Source organism: Roseateles aquatilis, from assembly GCF_002205645.1.
GTDB classification, from domain to species: domain Bacteria; phylum Pseudomonadota; class Gammaproteobacteria; order Burkholderiales; family Burkholderiaceae_C; genus Roseateles; species Roseateles aquatilis.
In genome coordinates this window covers 1-16219 of record NZ_NIOF01000015.1, presented here as the reverse complement: position 1 = coordinate 16219, position 16219 = coordinate 1, and the positions used below count along the sequence as shown (strand labels likewise).

Here is a 16219-nt window from a genome sequence, read left to right as displayed (position 1 = left end):
CTTGCCGGACGTCGGAGCCGGCGCATCGACATGAGGAGCACGCCATGAAATGGGAAGGTCAGCGCGAGAGCGACAACGTCGAGGACGCCCGCGGCGGCGGGGGTGGCGGCGGCGGCGGTGGTGGGCTCCCGATGCTCGGCGGTCGCGGCCTGGGGATCGGCGGCATCGTGGTGGCGCTGCTGGCGTCGTGGATCTTCGGGGTCAATCCGCTGACGGTGCTGGGGCTGCTCGACGGCAGCACGGTGCAGACCGGCGGCGGTCCGCGCGAGGTCGCGTCCACCAAGCCGCAGGATCAGCCGGCCAAGTTCGTCAGCGTCGTGCTGGCGGATACCGAGGACGTCTGGACCCAGCTGTTCAAGGCCGCCGGCAAGACCTATCAAGCCCCCAAGCTCCGGCTGTTCACCGGCCGCGAGCCCACCGCCTGCGGTCAGGGCTCAGCGGCGATGGGGCCGTTCTACTGTCCCGGCGACAGCAAGGTCTACATCGACCTCAGCTTCTATCAGACGTTGCGCGATCGGCTCGGCGCGCCAGGGGACTTCGCCCAGGCCTACGTGATCGCGCATGAGGTGGGGCACCACGTGCAACATCTGCTCGGGATCACGCAGAAGGTCGACGCAGCGCGCCGCACGCAGTCGGAACGCGCGGCCAACGCGCTGAGCGTGCGCGTGGAGCTGCAGGCCGATTGCTTCGCGGGGGTGTGGACGCATCACTCGCAACAATCCAAAGGCTGGCTGGAGGCAGGGGACGTCGATGAGGCGCTCAATGCGGCGGCGCAGATCGGCGACGACACACTCCAGCGTCGAGCAGGCGGCGAGGTGGTCCCGGAGAGCTTCACCCATGGCACCAGCGAGCAACGCCAGCGATGGTTCAAGCGCGGGATGGCGCAGGGGGACCTGCGAGACTGCGATACCTTCTCGGCGCGGCAGCTCTGAGCCTGACTTTGACAGAGGCTTGACGGGAGTGACCGAGCCCGGCAGGTGTGACCGGGGCCGACAGGCATGACCGTGCCCGACAGGCATGACCGGGGCCGGCCGCTCGGTGCCCCCGAAGAGGGCGCTCAACTCGCTCTCTCACCTTCGGCTCGTTCGCTCAAACAGTAGCGCCCAGTCAGCACTTGATGCGCGCTCCGCGCGCCTTCGGGGGCACCGAGCGGCCGGCCCCGGTCATGCCCGTCTCAACCTACCGAGCCATGCCGTGCCGAGCCGAGCTTGTGGCGGGCGGCGGTCATGGGGCGGAGCCGGCGGTAGGACGGGGCTTGGGCTCGGAGCGCGGATCTCCCACGCAGCCCTTGAGCCATTGGCTCATCTCCCATTGGACCTGGCCGGCCGATTCGCGCGCGGCGTAGCCGTGCGCCTCGAAGGGCAGCAGGACGTAACGCGCGTTGCCGCCCAGGCCCGCCAGCGCCTGGTACAGGCGCTCGCTCTGCATCGGGAAGGTGCCGGAGTTGTTGTCCGCCTCGCCGTGGATCAGCAGCAGCGGGTCCTTGATCTGCTGTGCGAAGAGGAAGGGGGAGAGCTTCAGGTAGACGTCCTTGGCGTCCCAGAGCGACCGCCGCTCGCTCTGGAAGCCGAAGGGCGTCAGCGTGCGGTTGTAGGCGCCGCTGCGCGCGATGCCGCAGCGGAACAGCTTGGTGTGCGCCATCAGGTTGACCGCCATGAACGCGCCGTAGCTGTGGCCGCCGATGGCGACGCGGCGCGCGTCCACGGTGCCGAGCTCGTCCGCCTTGTCCAGGATCGCGCGGGCGTTCATCGTCATCTGCTCGATGAAGCTGTCGTTCATGTTGCGGGAGTCGCCCACCACCGGCATCGTCGCGTCCATCAGCACGACGTAGCCGTCCATCAGCAGGTTCAACGGGCTGATGCCGGTGAAGCTCATGTAGCGCCCCGGCGAGCCGCTGAGCTGGCTGGCCAGCGCCGCGTCGTTGAACTCCAGCGGGTAGGCCCAGACCAGCGCCGGACGGCGCTCGCCCTCGCGCTGATCGGGCGGCAGGTACATCCAGAACGACAGCTCGACGCCGTCGCTGCGCTTGAAGGTCACCAGCTCGCGCTTCACCGCCTTCAACTGCGGCGTCGGGTCCTTGAGGCGGGTCAGCGCGGTGGCCTTGCCGTTCTCGCGCAGCATCAGGTTGGGCGGCTCGTGCTCGGTCTCGCGTTGCGTGATCAGGCGGCGGTCTTCGAGCAGCGCGACCGGCAGTTCGTAGACGCCCTCGGCCGACTGGAACAGCCGCTGCACGCTCAGGTCGCGCAGCGAGAGCTTGTCCAGGAAGGGTCGGTCGCCGCGCGGGCTGGCGCCCTGGCCGGCCAGCAGCAGGTCGCCGTTCAGCGTCTGCGCGACCAGGTGCCCGTTGGGCAGCATGCGCATGAACGGCGAACCGGGATGGCGGTAGCGCTCGCGCACCGAGAGCTCGAACAGCGGCCGGCTCTGCGTGCCGCGCAGCGGCAGCAGGTAGGTCCGCGTCCAGCCGCGGCTGCGGTCTTCCTCGCTCAGCAGGCCGTGCACGCCATCGTCCAGGAAGCGCAGCCGCGTGAAGCGGTAGGGCATGCGCTGGACCTCGAAGGGATCGCCGGTGTAGGGCGGGTCCAGGCGCATGACGCGGTCGCGGAAGGAGGCGCGCGCGGCCGGATTGCCGCCGTCCAGCGCCTCGACCCAGTAGATCGCCGCGTCCTTCGTCGGCGACGCGTAGAAGACGCGCGGGCCGGGGATGGCGCCGTCGATCGCGACACCCTGCTTGAGTGGCATCTTGGCCAGCTCGCGGATGACCTTGCCGTCGAGCTGGCGGACCTCGACGACGGTCGGGAAGTCGTCGAAGGTCAGGTTGTAGCTGAAGGGCCGCGCGAGGCGTTCGGTCAGCAGCGCCTGGCCGTTGCCGACGCTGGACACGCTGCTGAACAGTCCCGGGGCGCCGATGTCGCGGCTCTGTCCGCTGGCGATGTCCACCAGCGTCAGCTGCGAGCGGGCGTAGTACTCGAACAGATCCTCGTCGCGCGGATTGCGCAGCAGGTCCGGGTAGGTGCGCTCGGGCGAGGCGCGGCCATGGGTCTCCTGGATCGCCGGGCCGTTCTGCGGCTTGTTCGGGACCGGGCCGCGGTTGTCGGGCACGGTCAGCACGACGACCTCGCGCGGATTGAGCCAGGCGATGTCGTCCGGATCGACGGTGTTGTTCAGGCGCACGTTGTAGATGCGCCAGAGCTGGCCGTTGGAGGTCGCGCCGGCCCAGAGCTCGTCGGCCGTGTCGGTGCGGCGCGAGAGCAGGAAGCGCTGGCCGTCCGGCGCCCAGACGAAGTTGTGCCAGGTGCCGCCCGCGGGCAGCTCGACTTCGCGTTCGGTCGCGTCGGGCTCCAGCAGCGAGCGCAGCCGCAGGCGAGTCACGGCCGCCAGGTTCTGCTGCGTCGCGTTGCGCGGATCGAAGCGCGCCCCAGCCAGCCGCAGGCCGGGGCGGGCCAGTTCCTCCAGCGGTGTGTAGCGGCGCTGCTCGACCAGCGCCAGCGACTGGCGGTCCGGGGAGGCCAGCAGGCGCGGCAGCGCGGGCGTGTCCAGCAGGTCGCGGATCGCCGCGGACGGCTGCTTGTAGGGGGACGGCGCGGCGCCGGCGGGCTCGGGCAGGGTGAGCGCGGCGCCCAGCAGGCCGATCCCGGCCCACAGGAAGAACGAGGACGGCGCGACGCAGCGCGCGATGGAAAACTTGGCGGCCATGGCCCGGAAGTATCGCTGCGCTAGGATTCGCGCCCATGACCGACCCGTCCGCCCCGCCTGCCGACGCGCGTGAACCGCACGCGCCGCGCGACCCTTCCGGGGCCGCCGCAGGCGATGCCTCGGCGCGTCCCCAGCCGGCGCTGCCGGTGGTGGGCGAGCGGCTGGGGGTCTGGCGGGTCAGCGCGGCGCTGTTCGAATGCGCCTCCGGCCAGTGGTACCGCGTCGAGCACGCGCTGGCCTCGGCCCAGGCCGGCCTGGCGCTGGTCTACCGTCACGAGGCGGACGCGCAGGCGGTGCTGATGCGCTTCGCCGAGGACTCCGAGGCGCTGTCGCGGCTGGCTCATCCCACCTACGGCGCGCCGCTGGACAGCGGCCTGAGCCCGGCGGGCCTGCCCTACTTGGTCGTGCCGCCGATGGACGGCGCGCCGCTGCTGCGGGTGGCGATGGCGTTGCCGCTGAAGCGGCGCATGCAGCTGCTGCTGGACCTGATCGACATGCTGGAATGGGCCCACGCGCAGGGCCTGGTGCTGCACGAGATCGATCCCGGCACGCTGTGGCTGAGCCCGGGGCAGCAACTGCACTGGCTCGGCCAGGGCCTGGCGCCGCGGGACAGCCAGGGGCCGACGGCGCTGGTGCGCGCTGCGGAGCCGCTGGCCAATGCCCGTCAACGCGCCGGCGGTCGGCCCGACGAGAACAGCGAGACCCACGCGCTCGGTCGCCTGCTCGGCCTGCTGGTCAACGGCAGGCTGCCGCGCCGCGAGGGCGCGGAAGAGGGCGGGGAGGACGAGGCGGAGCCGGGCGCCACGCCGGTGGCCTCGCTGCAGTCCTGGCTGTCGCTGACGGCCGCGCAGCGCGAGAGCCTGGACCAGTTGCTGGACCGGGCCATGATGGACGGGCGCTCGTTCACCGATCGCCAGCTGCTGGCACAGGCCGTGCGTGACTGGATCGACACCGAGCCGGCCCCCGGCCCGGCGCGATCCGCCGGCGGTGCCGGACCGGCCTCGGCCTCGCTGCCGCTGCTGGCGTCGCCCCCGCCGCTGGAAGAGCCCCACGCGCCGGCCAAGCCGCCGGCCGCGTCGATCGCGGAGCGTGTCGCGGGCATCGCGCTGGTGCTCGCGCTGGCGGCCATCGTCCTGTGGCTGCTGCTGCGATCCGGCTGATTTCGCGCGATCGATCGCGGACGCGATCCAGCTGTCGTCGAGGGCGCCATTCAGGGCGCCAACCAGGGAGAAGCGTGGCGTTGGCCGGCGATCGGAGATCGTCGCGCCACGCCGAGGCTGGCGCTCGACAACATCGGTTGTCGGATGGCCTTCTTGGACTAGTCCAGACAGGCGTGTTCGAGACCGTTGCCTGATGAATGGATAACTTCATCGCGGAGATTGACCTCGACGGGTCACGATCAGGCCTGTCGAGGCGGGTTGTCCCGGCGGGGGGCCTCTGCCTACGATGCGCCTCGGCTCGTGCATGCCGTCGGTTCGGGGCCCGCCCGTCGACGGCTCCTTTCGCGGCCGGCAAACGGCGGGCGAGGAGATGCAAGTGAGTTTCGAGATTCAACCGATGTCCCGCGCGGACTGGCAGGCCTGCCGGCGCGACGCGCTCACCGACCCCGAGTGCTCGCCGTGGCTGCGAGCCCTGCTGGAGACCTGCACCGATCCGAAGAACGCCAGCTGGGTGCGCCTCGCGACGCGCTGGGCCGTCGACCGGGTCACCGGCGACTACCTGGTCCGCCTGCCGTCGCTGATGGGCGGGGATCTGGCGGACCAGTTCTGCGGCCGGGTCGGCGAGCGGCTGTATGGATTGCGCGGTCTGGGCGTGGGCGACCCGAAGGTGTTCTTCACCGGCGGGTCGTCGCCGCAGGCCGAGTCCTCGGCCGAGGTGCAGATCGTGCTGTCGGCGGCGTTCGCCGTTCACGGCTCCTATGCGGAGGACATCGGCCGCGATCCGATCCGTCAGCCGGTGTTCGTGCCGGGGCCGCCTGCGGCCACGTCGGAACCGGGCGCCCGCGCCCGACCGCGAGGTGTGTCGGGCGCTGTCTGGACATCGTGACTTTCCACGGCTTCGAGACCCTGGCGGGGCACCTATCATCGGCGCCACGCCATGGATCTCGACCGTCGCCTCCTGCTCCGTCATGTCGCGCTCGCGGCCTTGGCTCTCGGTGCGTCGGGAGGCGCCGCGGCCCGGCCTGGCGCCGCCGCGGCACCTCCCGCGCCTTCGAATTCCGGGCCGGTGTCGATCGCGGGTACCGCCTTCGCGCGGCTGTTCGAGCCCGGCGTCCAGGGCGGTCCGCCGCGAGGGCTGGCGGTGGACCTGCTCGACGCGATCCTGATCCCGGCCGGCCACCAGCCGCGCTACGAGTTCTATCCCTGGCTGCGCGCGCAGTCGATGGTCGAGCACGGCCCGGCGCAGATCCTGGTCGGCCCGTACCGGACACCGCAGCGGGAGCAGTTGATGCGTTTCTCCCGCCAGGCGTTCTACGAGGACGCGCTGGTCTTCTATGCGCGCAAGCGCGAGCAGGGACTGTGGTGGGGCGACTTTCAGGCGCTGCGGACCTTGCGTATCGCCGCGGTGCAGGGCTGGGTCTATGGCGACCGCTTCGAGCAGGCGCGCGGCGCGCTCAACATCGACACGGTGCGCGATCTGGCGACCGCGCTGCGCATGCTGCAAGTGGGCCGGCTCGATCTGATCGCGGCCAACCAGCGCAACTCCGAGCCGGTGATCCAGGCGCTCGGCATGGGCGACCAGGTACAGCTGTGCACGCCGCCGTTCGCACGTCTGCGCGGCCACTTCGCCTTCAGCCGGGACGCGGCCGGCGCGCCCCTGCAGGCGCTGGTCGATGCCGGCATGCAGCGCCTGCGCGCCAGCGGCGAGTTGCAGCAGATGGCCGCCCGCCGGGGCGTCGCGCTACCGGACTGACACGGCCGTCGGCGCCCCGGTCGGGGCTCAGGCCAGCAACGTCAGCGCCAGACCGATCGCGGCGGGGATCGCCTGGATGAAGAGGATCTTGCGGCTCGCGGTCGCGGCGCCGTAAAGGCCCGCCACCAGCACGCAGGCCAGGAAGAAGACCTTCACCGGTCCACCCGCGGCGCCCAGCACCAGGCCCCAGATCAGGCCGGCCGCCAGGAAGCCGTTGTACAGCCCCTGGTTGGCGGCCAGCACCTTGCTCGCCTCGGCGAACTCGGGCGTCAGCCCGAAGGCCTTGCGGCCCTTGGGGGTGGTCCAGAGGAACATCTCCAGCACCAGGATGTAGACATGGATGAGCGCCACCAGGGCGACGACGATGTTGGCTGCTGTGTTCATGGTTCGCACTGTACGTCCCGCTATCATCCCCGGCCCGCCCGCAGTTCCCTGTCCCCCAGGTTCCACCATGTCCGAAGCCCTGCTCAACCCGGCCCAGCTGGCGGCCGTGCACCATCTCGCGGGGCCGTGCCTGGTGATCGCGGGCGCGGGGTCGGGCAAGACGCGGGTGATCACGCAGAAGATCGCCAAGCTGCTGTCCGAGGGCTATCGGGCCAAGAGCATCGCCGCCATCACCTTCACCAACAAGGCCTCGCAGGAAATGCGCGAGCGCGCCAAGCACCTGGTGGGCAACAAGGCAGGGCAGGACCTGCTGATCTCGACCTTCCACTCGCTGGGCGTGCGCATCCTGCGCGAGGACGGCCGGCACCTGGGGCTCAAGGAGCAGTTCTCCATCCTCGACTCCGACGACGTGCTGTCGGTGCTGCGCGATGCCGGCGGCACCACCGACGCGGCGACGGCCAAGTCCTGGCAGTGGACGATCTCGCTGTGGAAGAACCAGAACCTCAGCCCGCAGCAGGCCCTGGCCTATGCCAAGGACGACATGGAGCGCGCCGCCGCCGTCGTCATGCAGCGTTACCAGGAGCGGTTGACGGCCTACCAGGCGGTCGACTTCGACGACTTGATCGGCATGCCGCTGCGCCTGCTGCAGACCAACGACGAGGCGCGCGGCAAGTGGCAGGAGACGCTGCGCTACGTGCTGGTGGACGAGTACCAGGACACCAACGCCGTCCAGTACGAGCTGCTGAAGTGCCTGGTCGGCACGCGCGCGATGTTCACCGCCGTCGGCGACGACGACCAGTCCATCTACGGCTGGCGCGGCGCGACGATCGAGAACCTCAAGAAGCTGCCGGTCGATTTCCCTCAGCTCAAGATCATTCCGCTGGAGCAGAACTACCGCTCGACCGGCGCGATCCTGCGCGCGGCCAACAACGTCATCGGCACCAATCCGAAGCTGTTCGCGAAGACCTTGTGGAGCGAGCTCGGCGAGGGCGATCCCATCACGCTGGTCGAGGCCGACGGCGAAGAGCACGAGGCGGAGCGCGCCGTGGCCCGCATCCAGTCCATCATCGCCAGCCACCCGACGACCAAGTTCTCCGACTTCGCCATCCTGTACCGCGCCAACCACCAGGCGCGCATCTTCGAGCAGGCGCTGCGGCGCGCCGAGATCCCCTACAAGGTGTCCGGCGGGCAGAGCTTCTTCGACAAGACCGAGATCAAGGACCTGTGCTCCTGGCTGCGGCTGCTGGTGAACCAGGACGACGACCCGGCCTTCCTGCGCGCGGTGACGACGCCCAAGCGCGGCATCGGCCACCAGACGCTGGGCCACCTGAGCGAGTTCTCGGCCAAGTGGAAGCTGTCGATGTTCGAGTCCCTGTTCGCCGAGTCGCTGAAGGCGACGCTGTCGAGCAAGGCGCTGCACGGGCTGCACGAGTTCGGCCGCTACATCGTCGACCTCGAGTACCGGGCGCGCCACGCGGTCGGCGCCGAGGAGGGCAAGGCGCTCATGATGGAGTGGCTGAAGGACATCTCCTACGAGCAGCACCTGATCGACCAGGAGGACAACGAGAAGGTCGCGGTGGCGCGCTGGGGCAACGTGCTCGACTTCGTCGACTGGGTCTCCAAGCGCTGCGGCGGCGAGATCTCGACCGAGGGAGGCATCACGACCGAGAGTCCGCGCCAGTCGCTGCTCGACGTCGCGCAGACGATCAGCGTGATCCTGTCGCTGGCCGAGCGCAAGGAGGAGCAGGACCAGGTGGTGCTCACCACGCTGCACGCGTCCAAGGGCCTGGAATGGCCGCACGTGGTCCTGGCCGGCGTCAACGAGGGCCTGCTGCCGTTCAAGGCGGACAACGACGAGCTGACGCCGCAGCGGGTCGAGGAGGAGCGCCGGCTGATGTACGTCGGCATCACCCGCGCGCGCCGCACGCTGGCGGTGTCGACGCTGCGGCGGCGCAAGAAGAACCGCGAGACGGTGGTGGGCGTGCCCAGCCGCTTCATCGCCGAGATGAAGCTGGACGAAGGTCTGGTCAAGGAAGACCCGCGCGAGAAGCTCAAGCGCATGCGCGAGCAGTTCGCCGCCAAGGCCGCCGCCTCCGCCGAGAAGCAGGCGCAGGCGGCCAAGGACGAGCGCTGAAGCGGTGCGTCCGCGCGGTTGCCGCGCAACTCGCCCTGTAAGGTCTGCCATTTCCGGGGCTCCGAGGGCCCCTCCCTACCGCCGATGTCATCGGCAACCGGCAGAATGCGGCCGCATGACCGCCTCCGTCGCCAAGTCCAGCGTCGCGTTGCCGCTGCTGACGCTCGTCAGCGCCACCGTCGCCATCCTCGCGCTCTCCCAGCCCGCGCAGCTGCCGCCGGGGCTGGGCTTCGTCTTCAAGCCGCTCACCACCGTCCTGATCCTGCTCTACGCCTGGCAACGCGGCGCTGACCAGCCCGCGCTGGCGCGCTGGTTGCGCGCGGGGCTGCTGTGCTCGCTGGCCGGCGACGTCGCGCTGCTGTGGCCCGAACAGGGCTTCCTGCCCGGCCTGGTCAGCTTCCTCGTCGCCCATGTCTGCTACATCGTCGGCTTCTGCACGCAACGGCGTTTCGGCGCGGTGCGCTGGCCCTTTCTGATGTTCGGCGTCATCGCGGCCGTCGTGCTGGGGCGGCTGTGGGTCAACGTGCCGGCGGCGCTGCAGGCGCCGGTGGTCGTCTACGTCGTCTGTCTGGCGACGATGGCGGCGCAGGCCTGGGCCTGGTGGCGCGGCGGTGTCGGCCTGCCCGACGAGGCGCAGGCGCGCTGGGCCGCCTGGGGCGGCACGCTGTTCGTGTTCTCCGACGCGATGCTGGCGATCAACAAGTTCGCCGGTCCCCTGGAAATGGCCAGCGTCTGGGTCCTCGCCAGCTACTGGCCGGCGCAGTGGTGCATCGCCAGCAGCCTGAGGCGGTCGCGCGCATGAAGCTCGTCGTTCCGAAGCGGTCGTCCTCGTTCGCGGCCCTGGCGACGGGCCTGGCGTGCGCCGTCGCCGGCCTCTGGCTGTCTCGGCACTATCCGATCGAGCCGATCGCGATGACCGCGCTGTGGGCGGCGATCGCCGTCGCCAGCTTCTTCGGCTGGCAGATGCTGCCGCTGCTGGTGCCGGCGCTCGTGCCGGTGATCGGCTTCGCGCCGTGGACCGGCTGGATCACCTTCGAGGAGCTGGACCTGCTCGTCCTCGCGGTCGCCGCGGGCGGCTACCTGGCGCTGGCGCTGTCGACCCCCTCGCGGCGGCCGGTGCCGTGGCGTTACCGCGCGCTGCGCTGGCGCGCCGCGGTGCGGGTGCTGATGGCGGTCTTCGGCCTGTCGGTGGCCATCGCCGTGTGGCGCGGCTTCGAGCATGCCGGCGGCCTGCAGTTCAGTTTCTGGCAGGGCTTCCAGGAGCCGATGAACAGCCTGCGCGCCGGCAAGAGCTTCGCGCTGGTGCTGCTGTTGCTGCCGCTGTGGCAGAAGGCGTCCGACCTGCGGCCGTCGTCGGTGCTGCGGCTGACGCGCGTGGCCTGGGTGGCGGTGCTGGCGCTGACCGCGCTGGGCGCGCTCTGGGAGCGCTGGATCTACACCGGGCTGCTGGATTTCTCGACCGACTACCGGACCACCTCCTGGTTCTGGGAGATGAACGTGGGCGGCGCCTCGCTCGACGGCGCGCTGGCGCTGAGCGTGCCCTTCACGCTGCTGTGGGCGCTGCGCGAGCGCCGCCCGGGCCGCTTCGCGCTGGCGCTCGTCGTGCTCCTGGTGGGGTTCTACGCCTGCCTGACGACCTTCTCCCGCGGCGTCTACCTCGCGGTCCCCGCCGGCATGGCGCTGTGCGCGCTGCTGTGGGTGGCGCAGCGCCGCATGGGCCTGGACGCGCCGCGGCCGGACGGTCCGCCGGCCTATGTCTACCCGGGCAACGACGGGTCGGTGCCGCTGGGCTGGTCGGTCGGCGTGATCGCCGGCACCGCGCTGGCGGCGTGGCTGCTGTTCGGCACCGGTGGTTACCGGGCGCTGCTGGCGCTGGCGGGCAGCGTCGCGGTGTTGCTGGCAATGCCTGCCTCGCGCGCCGCCTGGCCGCGCGGGCAGACGCGCGCGCTGCTGGTGCTCGCGCCGGTGCCGGCGGTACTGCTGGCGCTCGCGGGCGGGCTGCTGATCGACCTGATCCCCAAGGGTGCCTACGTGCTCGACGGGGCGCTGGTGCTGCTCGGGCTGATGCTGGGCTGGATCTGGCGCGGCGGCCTGACGCAGCCTGCGCAGGCCTTCGCGCTGGCCGCCTGCTGGATGGCCACGCTGGCCGGCGCCGGCCTGGTGGCGGCGCATTGGGGCGGTGGACGGAACCTCGGCATGACGGCCGCGGTGCTGGCGCTGCTGGCGGTCGCCTGGATCGCGACGCAATGGTCGCCGCGGGTCGGCAGCGACCTGCGCACCGCCGGCTGGCGCATCCGGGGGCTGGTCTGGACCGCCTGCCTGCTGGTCTGCGCCGTGGTCGCGGCGCTGGGCGGCGGCGCCTACATCGGGCAGCGCATGTCGACCGGGCAGCAGGACTTCGAGGGCCGGCTGGATCACTGGCGCACCGGCCTGGGCCTGCTCAAGACGATGGACGAATGGCTGCTCGGCAAGGGCAGCGGCCGCTTCCCGGCGAGCTTCGCCAACGGCGGGCCCTTCGACGAGCGCGTCGGCGACTACCGGCTCAACCCGCCCCGCGCCGAGCCGCTGCCCATTGGCATGGCGGCGTCCGCCGAGCAGTTCCCCGGGCCGACGGTCACGCTCACCAGTGGCCTGCATCAGATGGGCAACGGCGAGATGTTCCGCCTCAGCCAGCGGCTGCCCAACGTGTCGGGCGATGTCGGCGCGACGGTGGTGTTGCGCAGCCAGTTCCAGACCCGGCTGCGTGTCGAGGTCTGCGAGAAATTCCTGCTCTACCCGCTGCGCTGCATTGATCGCGAGGTCGAGATCAAGCCGCAGGGCGGCGGGTGGCAGACCGTGCAACTGGCGCTGGGCCATGCGCCCGACGACTTCGGCGGACCGGCCTGGGCGCCGCGGCGCCTGACCGCGTCGGTGACGCAGAACTGGCGCGGCGGCGTGCTGGAGATCGCCTCGGTCGCCATCGTCGACAGCGTGCACGGCCCGTTGCTGCGCAACGGCGACTTCAGCGACGGGCTGGCGCACTGGTTTTTCTCCAGTGACCGGTACCACATGCCCTTCCACATGAAGAGCCTGCCGGCGCACGTGCTGTTCGAGCAGGGCCTGTTCGGTCTGGCGCTATGGTCGGCGTTGCTGGTAACGGCGTTGTGGCGCTGCGCGCTGGGCGCCGCGCGGCGGCATCCGCTGGCGCCGGCGGTGGCGGGCGGGCTGCTGGGCTTCCTGGTCGTGGGGCTCTTCGACAGCCTGATCGACGCGCCCCGCATCGCCTTCCTGTTCTACACGCTGCTGGCGCTGGGGCTGGGCCTGCGGACACCGTCGCGCAAGCCGATGCGGGAGGGCGACAGCCCGGATGATTCGTCGCTGGGCGTCGAGACCGAGCTGCCGGACTTCGACACCGACCTGGAGGACGCCCCCGAGGTCCGCCGCGCGATGGCCGCGGCCGGTGTCAAGCTCGCGCCCCCGTCTCGCTGAGGAATGGTGGCCCTTTCAGGACCATCCACCCATGGCGTAAAGGCCCAGGCGAGGATGAAGGAAGCGTGGCCCGGAACCATGGCGGCGCTAGGGCGAGAGGATCTACCGCAACGCCGGCCCGATGGCAGTCAAAGGCCGGGACAAGCAGCGCGGCAAGCGAGGTGCGGGAGTGGGTGCCGCGCTAGACGCGGACGGGAACCACGGCGGCGCTCGGGTGAGGATCTACCGCAATGCTGGCCCGATGGCAGTCAAAGGCCAGGACAAGTAGCGCGGCAAGCGAGGTGCGGGAACGGATGCCGCGCTAGGCGCGGACTGGAACCATGGCGGCGCTTGGGTGAGGATCTACCGCAACGCTGGCCCGATGGCAGTCAAAGGCCGGGACAAGCAGCGCGGTAAGCGAGGTGCGGGAACGGGTGCCGCGCTAGACGCGGACGGGAACCACGGCGGCGCTCGGGTGAGGATCTACCGCAACGCTGGCCCGATGGCAGTCAACGGCCGGGACAAGCAGCGCGGTAAGCGAGGTGCGGGAACGGGTGCCGCGCTAGGCGCGGACCGGAACCATAGCAGCGCTATGGTGAGGATCCGCAACAACGCGCGGCACCCGTTCCCGCGCCTCGCTTACATGCCTTTGAAGAGGTGGGTGTAGCTGCGAGACACCTCGAGCTTTTCGTCCAACCCCTTCACGCCCACCAACTGGCGGCCGCGGAAATCGCGGCTGATGCCGTTGATCGACTTGACGTTGACCAGCGTCGAGCGATGGATCTGCCAGAACAGCGCCGGGTCCAGTTCGTCCACCAGTTCCTTGATCGGCTTGCGGATCAGCGCCTCGACGGTCGGTGTCTGCACCCGGGTGTACTTCTCGTCGCTGATGAAGAACAGCACGTCCTCCACCGGGATCATCTGGATCGTCTGGCCGACCGACGCCTGGATCCACTGCAGGTACTTCGGCGCGCCACCCGGATTCACGCGGGCCGACAGGCTGTGCAGCAGTTGCTGCAGCGTGCCGTTGCTGGGGCCGTCGGGCTCGGCCTCGCCGCTGCGCTGGGCCAGGCGCTTCTTGATACGTTCGACGGTGACCAGCAGCCGGTCGCGCTCGGCGGGCTTGAGGACGTAGTCGCAGGCGCCCTGCTCGAAGGCCTCGACCGCGTACTGGTCATAGGCGGTGATGAAGACGATCTCGGGCACCGCCCATTCGTCGTCCTCCGGCAGTTGCGCGATCTGCCGGGCGGCCTCGACGCCGGTCAGGCCGGGCATGCGGATGTCCAGGAAGACGAGGTCGGGCTTGTGCTCGCGGGTCAGCTCGACCGCCTCCAGGCCGTTCTTGGCCTCGGCGACGATCTGCAGCTCGGGCCAGACCTCGGCGATGCGGCTGCGAAGTTGCTCGCGCATCAGGCGTTCATCGTCGGCCAGGATGGCGCGGGGGGCGTGGGTGGTGTCGCTCATGAGGGGCGATGTTAGGTCAGGATGTTTGCGTCGACGAGGAGGCGCCGGCGGCCGGCGCGGCGGGGGCGGAGGACTGCTTGCGCGGCTTGTCGCGCACCAGCAGCCAGACGATCAGTCCGATCAGGATCAGCGGCGAGCCGAGCACCGCGCCCACGCCCAGCAGCGCGGCGATGCCGGCCAGCAGCAGCCCGCCCAGGATCAGCAGCGGCAGCCCCAGGCCCAGCAGCAACACCAGCGGCAGGACCAGGCACAACACGCCGATCGTGATGATCAGGCCGAGCCCGGCGCCGAAGGCGTCGGCCAGGCCGAGGCCGGACCAGATCACCTCGTCGCCGTCGATCGTGAGGTGCACGCCGGGTGCGTCTCCGATCAGGCCGATGACGCTCACCCCGAGCACCATCGCGCCGATCACCAGCACGAGGCCGAGGACGAGAAGGGTCTTGAACAGCGTTTTCATGCGTGTGCTCCTTGCTCTTGCGCTTGATGGGACGTCCGGTAGGGGACGGTGATGGTCACGACGGTGCCACTGGGCTGGTTCTCCGAGACGGTCACGCTGGCGGTCTTGCCGTACAGCAGCGACAGGCGCTCACGGATGTTGGCCAGGCCGACGCCGGTGCCCGAGGTCGCGGCGCGGCCGAAGCCCAGGCCGGTGTCGGCGACGGTGACCTGCAGCTTGCCATGCACGATCTCCGCCTTGAGCGTCAGGCTGCCGCCCTCGGCCTTGGGCTCCAGGCCGTGCTTGATGGCGTTCTCGACCAGGCTCTGGATCATCATGGGCGGGAACTCGGCGGACAGCAGGCCGTCGGGCACGTCGATGCGGGACTGCAGGCGCTCTTCCATGCGGACCTGCAGGATCTCCAGGTAGGGCCGGATCACGGCCATCTCGCGGCCCAGGTCGCGCACGCCGCCGTTGGCGTTGGCCTCGCGCATCGTCGGCATCGATGCCCGCAGCAGCGCGATCAGGTTCTTCTGCATCTGCGAGGCGCGCGGCGGGTCGGTCTCGATCAGGTGGTCGATGGAGGCCAGCGTGTTGAACAGGAAGTGGGGCTCGACCTGCGCCTGCATCGCGGCCATGCGGGCCTCGACGACCTGGCGGCGCAGCGATTCGGCCTCGGCGGTCTCGGTCGCCTTGGCGGCCTTCACCTCGGCCTGCAGACGGCCCTTGTAGGTCGCCTTGAGCAAGGCCGACGCCAGCACGATCAGCACCGCCAGCTTGTCCAGGAAGTCGCCCAGGTGGACCGTGCGGTACCGGGTCTTGCGGGAGGTCTCGCGCTGGGCCTGCTCCAGCTCCTCGCGGGCCTGGTCGGCATCGGCCTGGGCGTGGCGGGCTTCCTCGGCGGCTTCCTCGAGGGCGCGCTTGGCTTCCTCGACGGCCTGGCGGACCGCCGCGCGCTGCTTCTCGGTGGGCAGGCGGATGTCGACCGAAGGCAGGGAGGAGTCGGCCTCCGACGCGGCGCTGGCGGCCTCGGCCGTCGAGGGGCGCGGCACGATGCGCACGCCGCGGCTGTCGATCTGCACCTCGTAGCGCAGACCGTCGACGTCGACGGTGGACTTGCTGTCGGAGGACTTCGCCGCTTGTTCGGTGCCGGTCTCGGCGTCGGTGCTGGATTCGGCCGGGGTTTCCGGCTTGGACTTGCGGGCCTGCTTCGCGGGGTTCTCCGAGCTGCCCCGGCGCAAGTCCTTGGGCGGGGCGGGGAGCTTGGGGGTACGGATGGTCTCGGTGGTTTCGACCGGCAACTGCCAGCTGAAGGAGAACGGCGGCAGTTGCTGCAGCACGTTGGCGCCGATCAGCAGCAGCACCGACAGCAGCGCGAAGCGCTTCCAGGTGATGGACACCAGCCAGCTGCCATAGACATGGAAGCCGTGCTCGGCGGCTTTCATGAAAGCCTGCCAGCGTTGGCGCATGGGGGTGTTGGCGGGGATCGGCGCGTTCATTGGGGGGACCTGTCGTATGGCTTCGCACTGTACGCAAGTCCTCCGCCGGCCCGGGGCGGCCGGCGATGCGCCGTGCGGGCGGTGGGATGGACTGCAGGGATCGGCGACAGGCTGGGATGGCCCGGGCGACGCCTCGCGGTGAGGGTGTGTCAGAAATTCTGTGTTTGAGGCGCTTCTACGAGGCTACGAGCCGGTCCTGGTGAATCGGTCTGCGTAGAGGATGGCGAATTGGTTCATTGCCTCTCGCCA

12 protein-coding genes are annotated in these 16219 nt (G+C 70.4%); 7 read left to right on the top strand and 5 right to left on the bottom strand.

Annotated features, from left to right (window positions below):
- Nucleotides 1–44: 44 nt before the first annotated feature.
- Nucleotides 45–932 carry a KPN_02809 family neutral zinc metallopeptidase gene (gene ypfJ, locus CDN99_RS23500; protein WP_088387365.1) on the top strand — a complete coding sequence of 296 codons (888 nt, stop codon included), beginning with the start codon at nucleotides 45–47 and terminating at the stop codon, nucleotides 930–932.
- A gap of 292 nt (nucleotides 933–1224) precedes the next feature.
- On the opposite strand, the gene CDN99_RS23495 is transcribed toward ypfJ, so the two are convergent.
- A complete protein-coding gene (locus CDN99_RS23495) occupies nucleotides 1225–3693 on the bottom strand; it encodes an alpha/beta hydrolase family protein (protein WP_088387363.1) in 2469 nt (822 codons plus the stop codon).
- 35 nt (nucleotides 3694–3728) lie between these two features.
- Between CDN99_RS23495 and CDN99_RS23490 the strand changes: the two genes are divergently transcribed.
- The 3 genes from CDN99_RS23490 (at nucleotide 3729) to CDN99_RS23480 (ending at nucleotide 6606) form a co-directional block, all read left to right on the top strand.
- Nucleotides 3729–4853 (top strand): serine/threonine-protein kinase, encoded by a 1125-nt coding sequence (locus tag CDN99_RS23490; protein ID WP_088387361.1) that lies wholly within the window; start codon nucleotides 3729–3731, stop codon nucleotides 4851–4853.
- Between the two features lie 376 nt (nucleotides 4854–5229).
- On the top strand, nucleotides 5230–5739 hold the full coding sequence (locus CDN99_RS23485) for a hypothetical protein (RefSeq protein WP_141100941.1): 510 nt from the start codon (nucleotides 5230–5232) through the stop codon (nucleotides 5737–5739).
- A 180-nt stretch (nucleotides 5740–5919) separates the two neighbouring features.
- On the top strand, nucleotides 5920–6606 hold the full coding sequence (locus CDN99_RS23480; RefSeq protein WP_158218937.1) for a substrate-binding periplasmic protein: 687 nt from the start codon (nucleotides 5920–5922) through the stop codon (nucleotides 6604–6606).
- A 27-nt stretch (nucleotides 6607–6633) separates the two neighbouring features.
- Here CDN99_RS23480 and CDN99_RS23475 read toward each other — a convergent pair whose 3' ends face one another.
- Entirely contained in the window at nucleotides 6634–6990 is a 357-nt protein-coding gene (locus CDN99_RS23475; RefSeq protein WP_088387355.1) for a DUF1304 domain-containing protein, read from the bottom strand.
- Nucleotides 6991–7057: 67 nt separating this feature from the next.
- Here CDN99_RS23475 and CDN99_RS23470 point away from each other — a divergent pair, with 67 nt between their 5' ends.
- The 3 genes from CDN99_RS23470 (at nucleotide 7058) to CDN99_RS23460 (ending at nucleotide 12592) form a co-directional block, all read left to right on the top strand.
- Complete coding sequence (locus CDN99_RS23470; RefSeq protein WP_088387353.1) at nucleotides 7058–9124, top strand: ATP-dependent helicase; 2067 nt, start codon at nucleotides 7058–7060, stop codon at nucleotides 9122–9124.
- 115 nt (nucleotides 9125–9239) lie between these two features.
- Nucleotides 9240–9926, top strand: coding sequence for a lysoplasmalogenase (locus CDN99_RS23465; protein WP_088387351.1), 687 nt, complete (start codon nucleotides 9240–9242; stop codon nucleotides 9924–9926).
- On the top strand, nucleotides 9923–12592 hold the full coding sequence (locus CDN99_RS23460) for an O-antigen ligase family protein (RefSeq protein WP_141100940.1): 2670 nt from the start codon (nucleotides 9923–9925) through the stop codon (nucleotides 12590–12592). The genes CDN99_RS23465 and CDN99_RS23460 overlap by 4 nt, the downstream gene beginning before the upstream one ends.
- A 618-nt stretch (nucleotides 12593–13210) precedes the next feature.
- Here CDN99_RS23460 and CDN99_RS23455 read toward each other — a convergent pair.
- Genes CDN99_RS23455 through CDN99_RS29675 form a run of 3 tightly spaced genes read right to left on the bottom strand, consistent with a single transcriptional unit; the run spans nucleotide 13211 to nucleotide 15970 of the window.
- Nucleotides 13211–14035 (bottom strand): LytR/AlgR family response regulator transcription factor, encoded by an 825-nt coding sequence (locus tag CDN99_RS23455; RefSeq protein ID WP_088387347.1) that lies wholly within the window; start codon nucleotides 14033–14035, stop codon nucleotides 13211–13213.
- Nucleotides 14036–14051: 16 nt separating this feature from the next.
- Nucleotides 14052–14492 (bottom strand): hypothetical protein, encoded by a 441-nt coding sequence (locus CDN99_RS23450; protein WP_088387345.1) that lies wholly within the window; start codon nucleotides 14490–14492, stop codon nucleotides 14052–14054.
- On the bottom strand, nucleotides 14489–15970 hold the full coding sequence (locus tag CDN99_RS29675) for a sensor histidine kinase (RefSeq protein WP_310732494.1): 1482 nt from the start codon (nucleotides 15968–15970) through the stop codon (nucleotides 14489–14491). Before CDN99_RS29675 ends, CDN99_RS23450 begins: the two co-directional genes overlap by 4 nt.
- Between the last annotated feature and the right edge of the window lie 249 nt (nucleotides 15971–16219).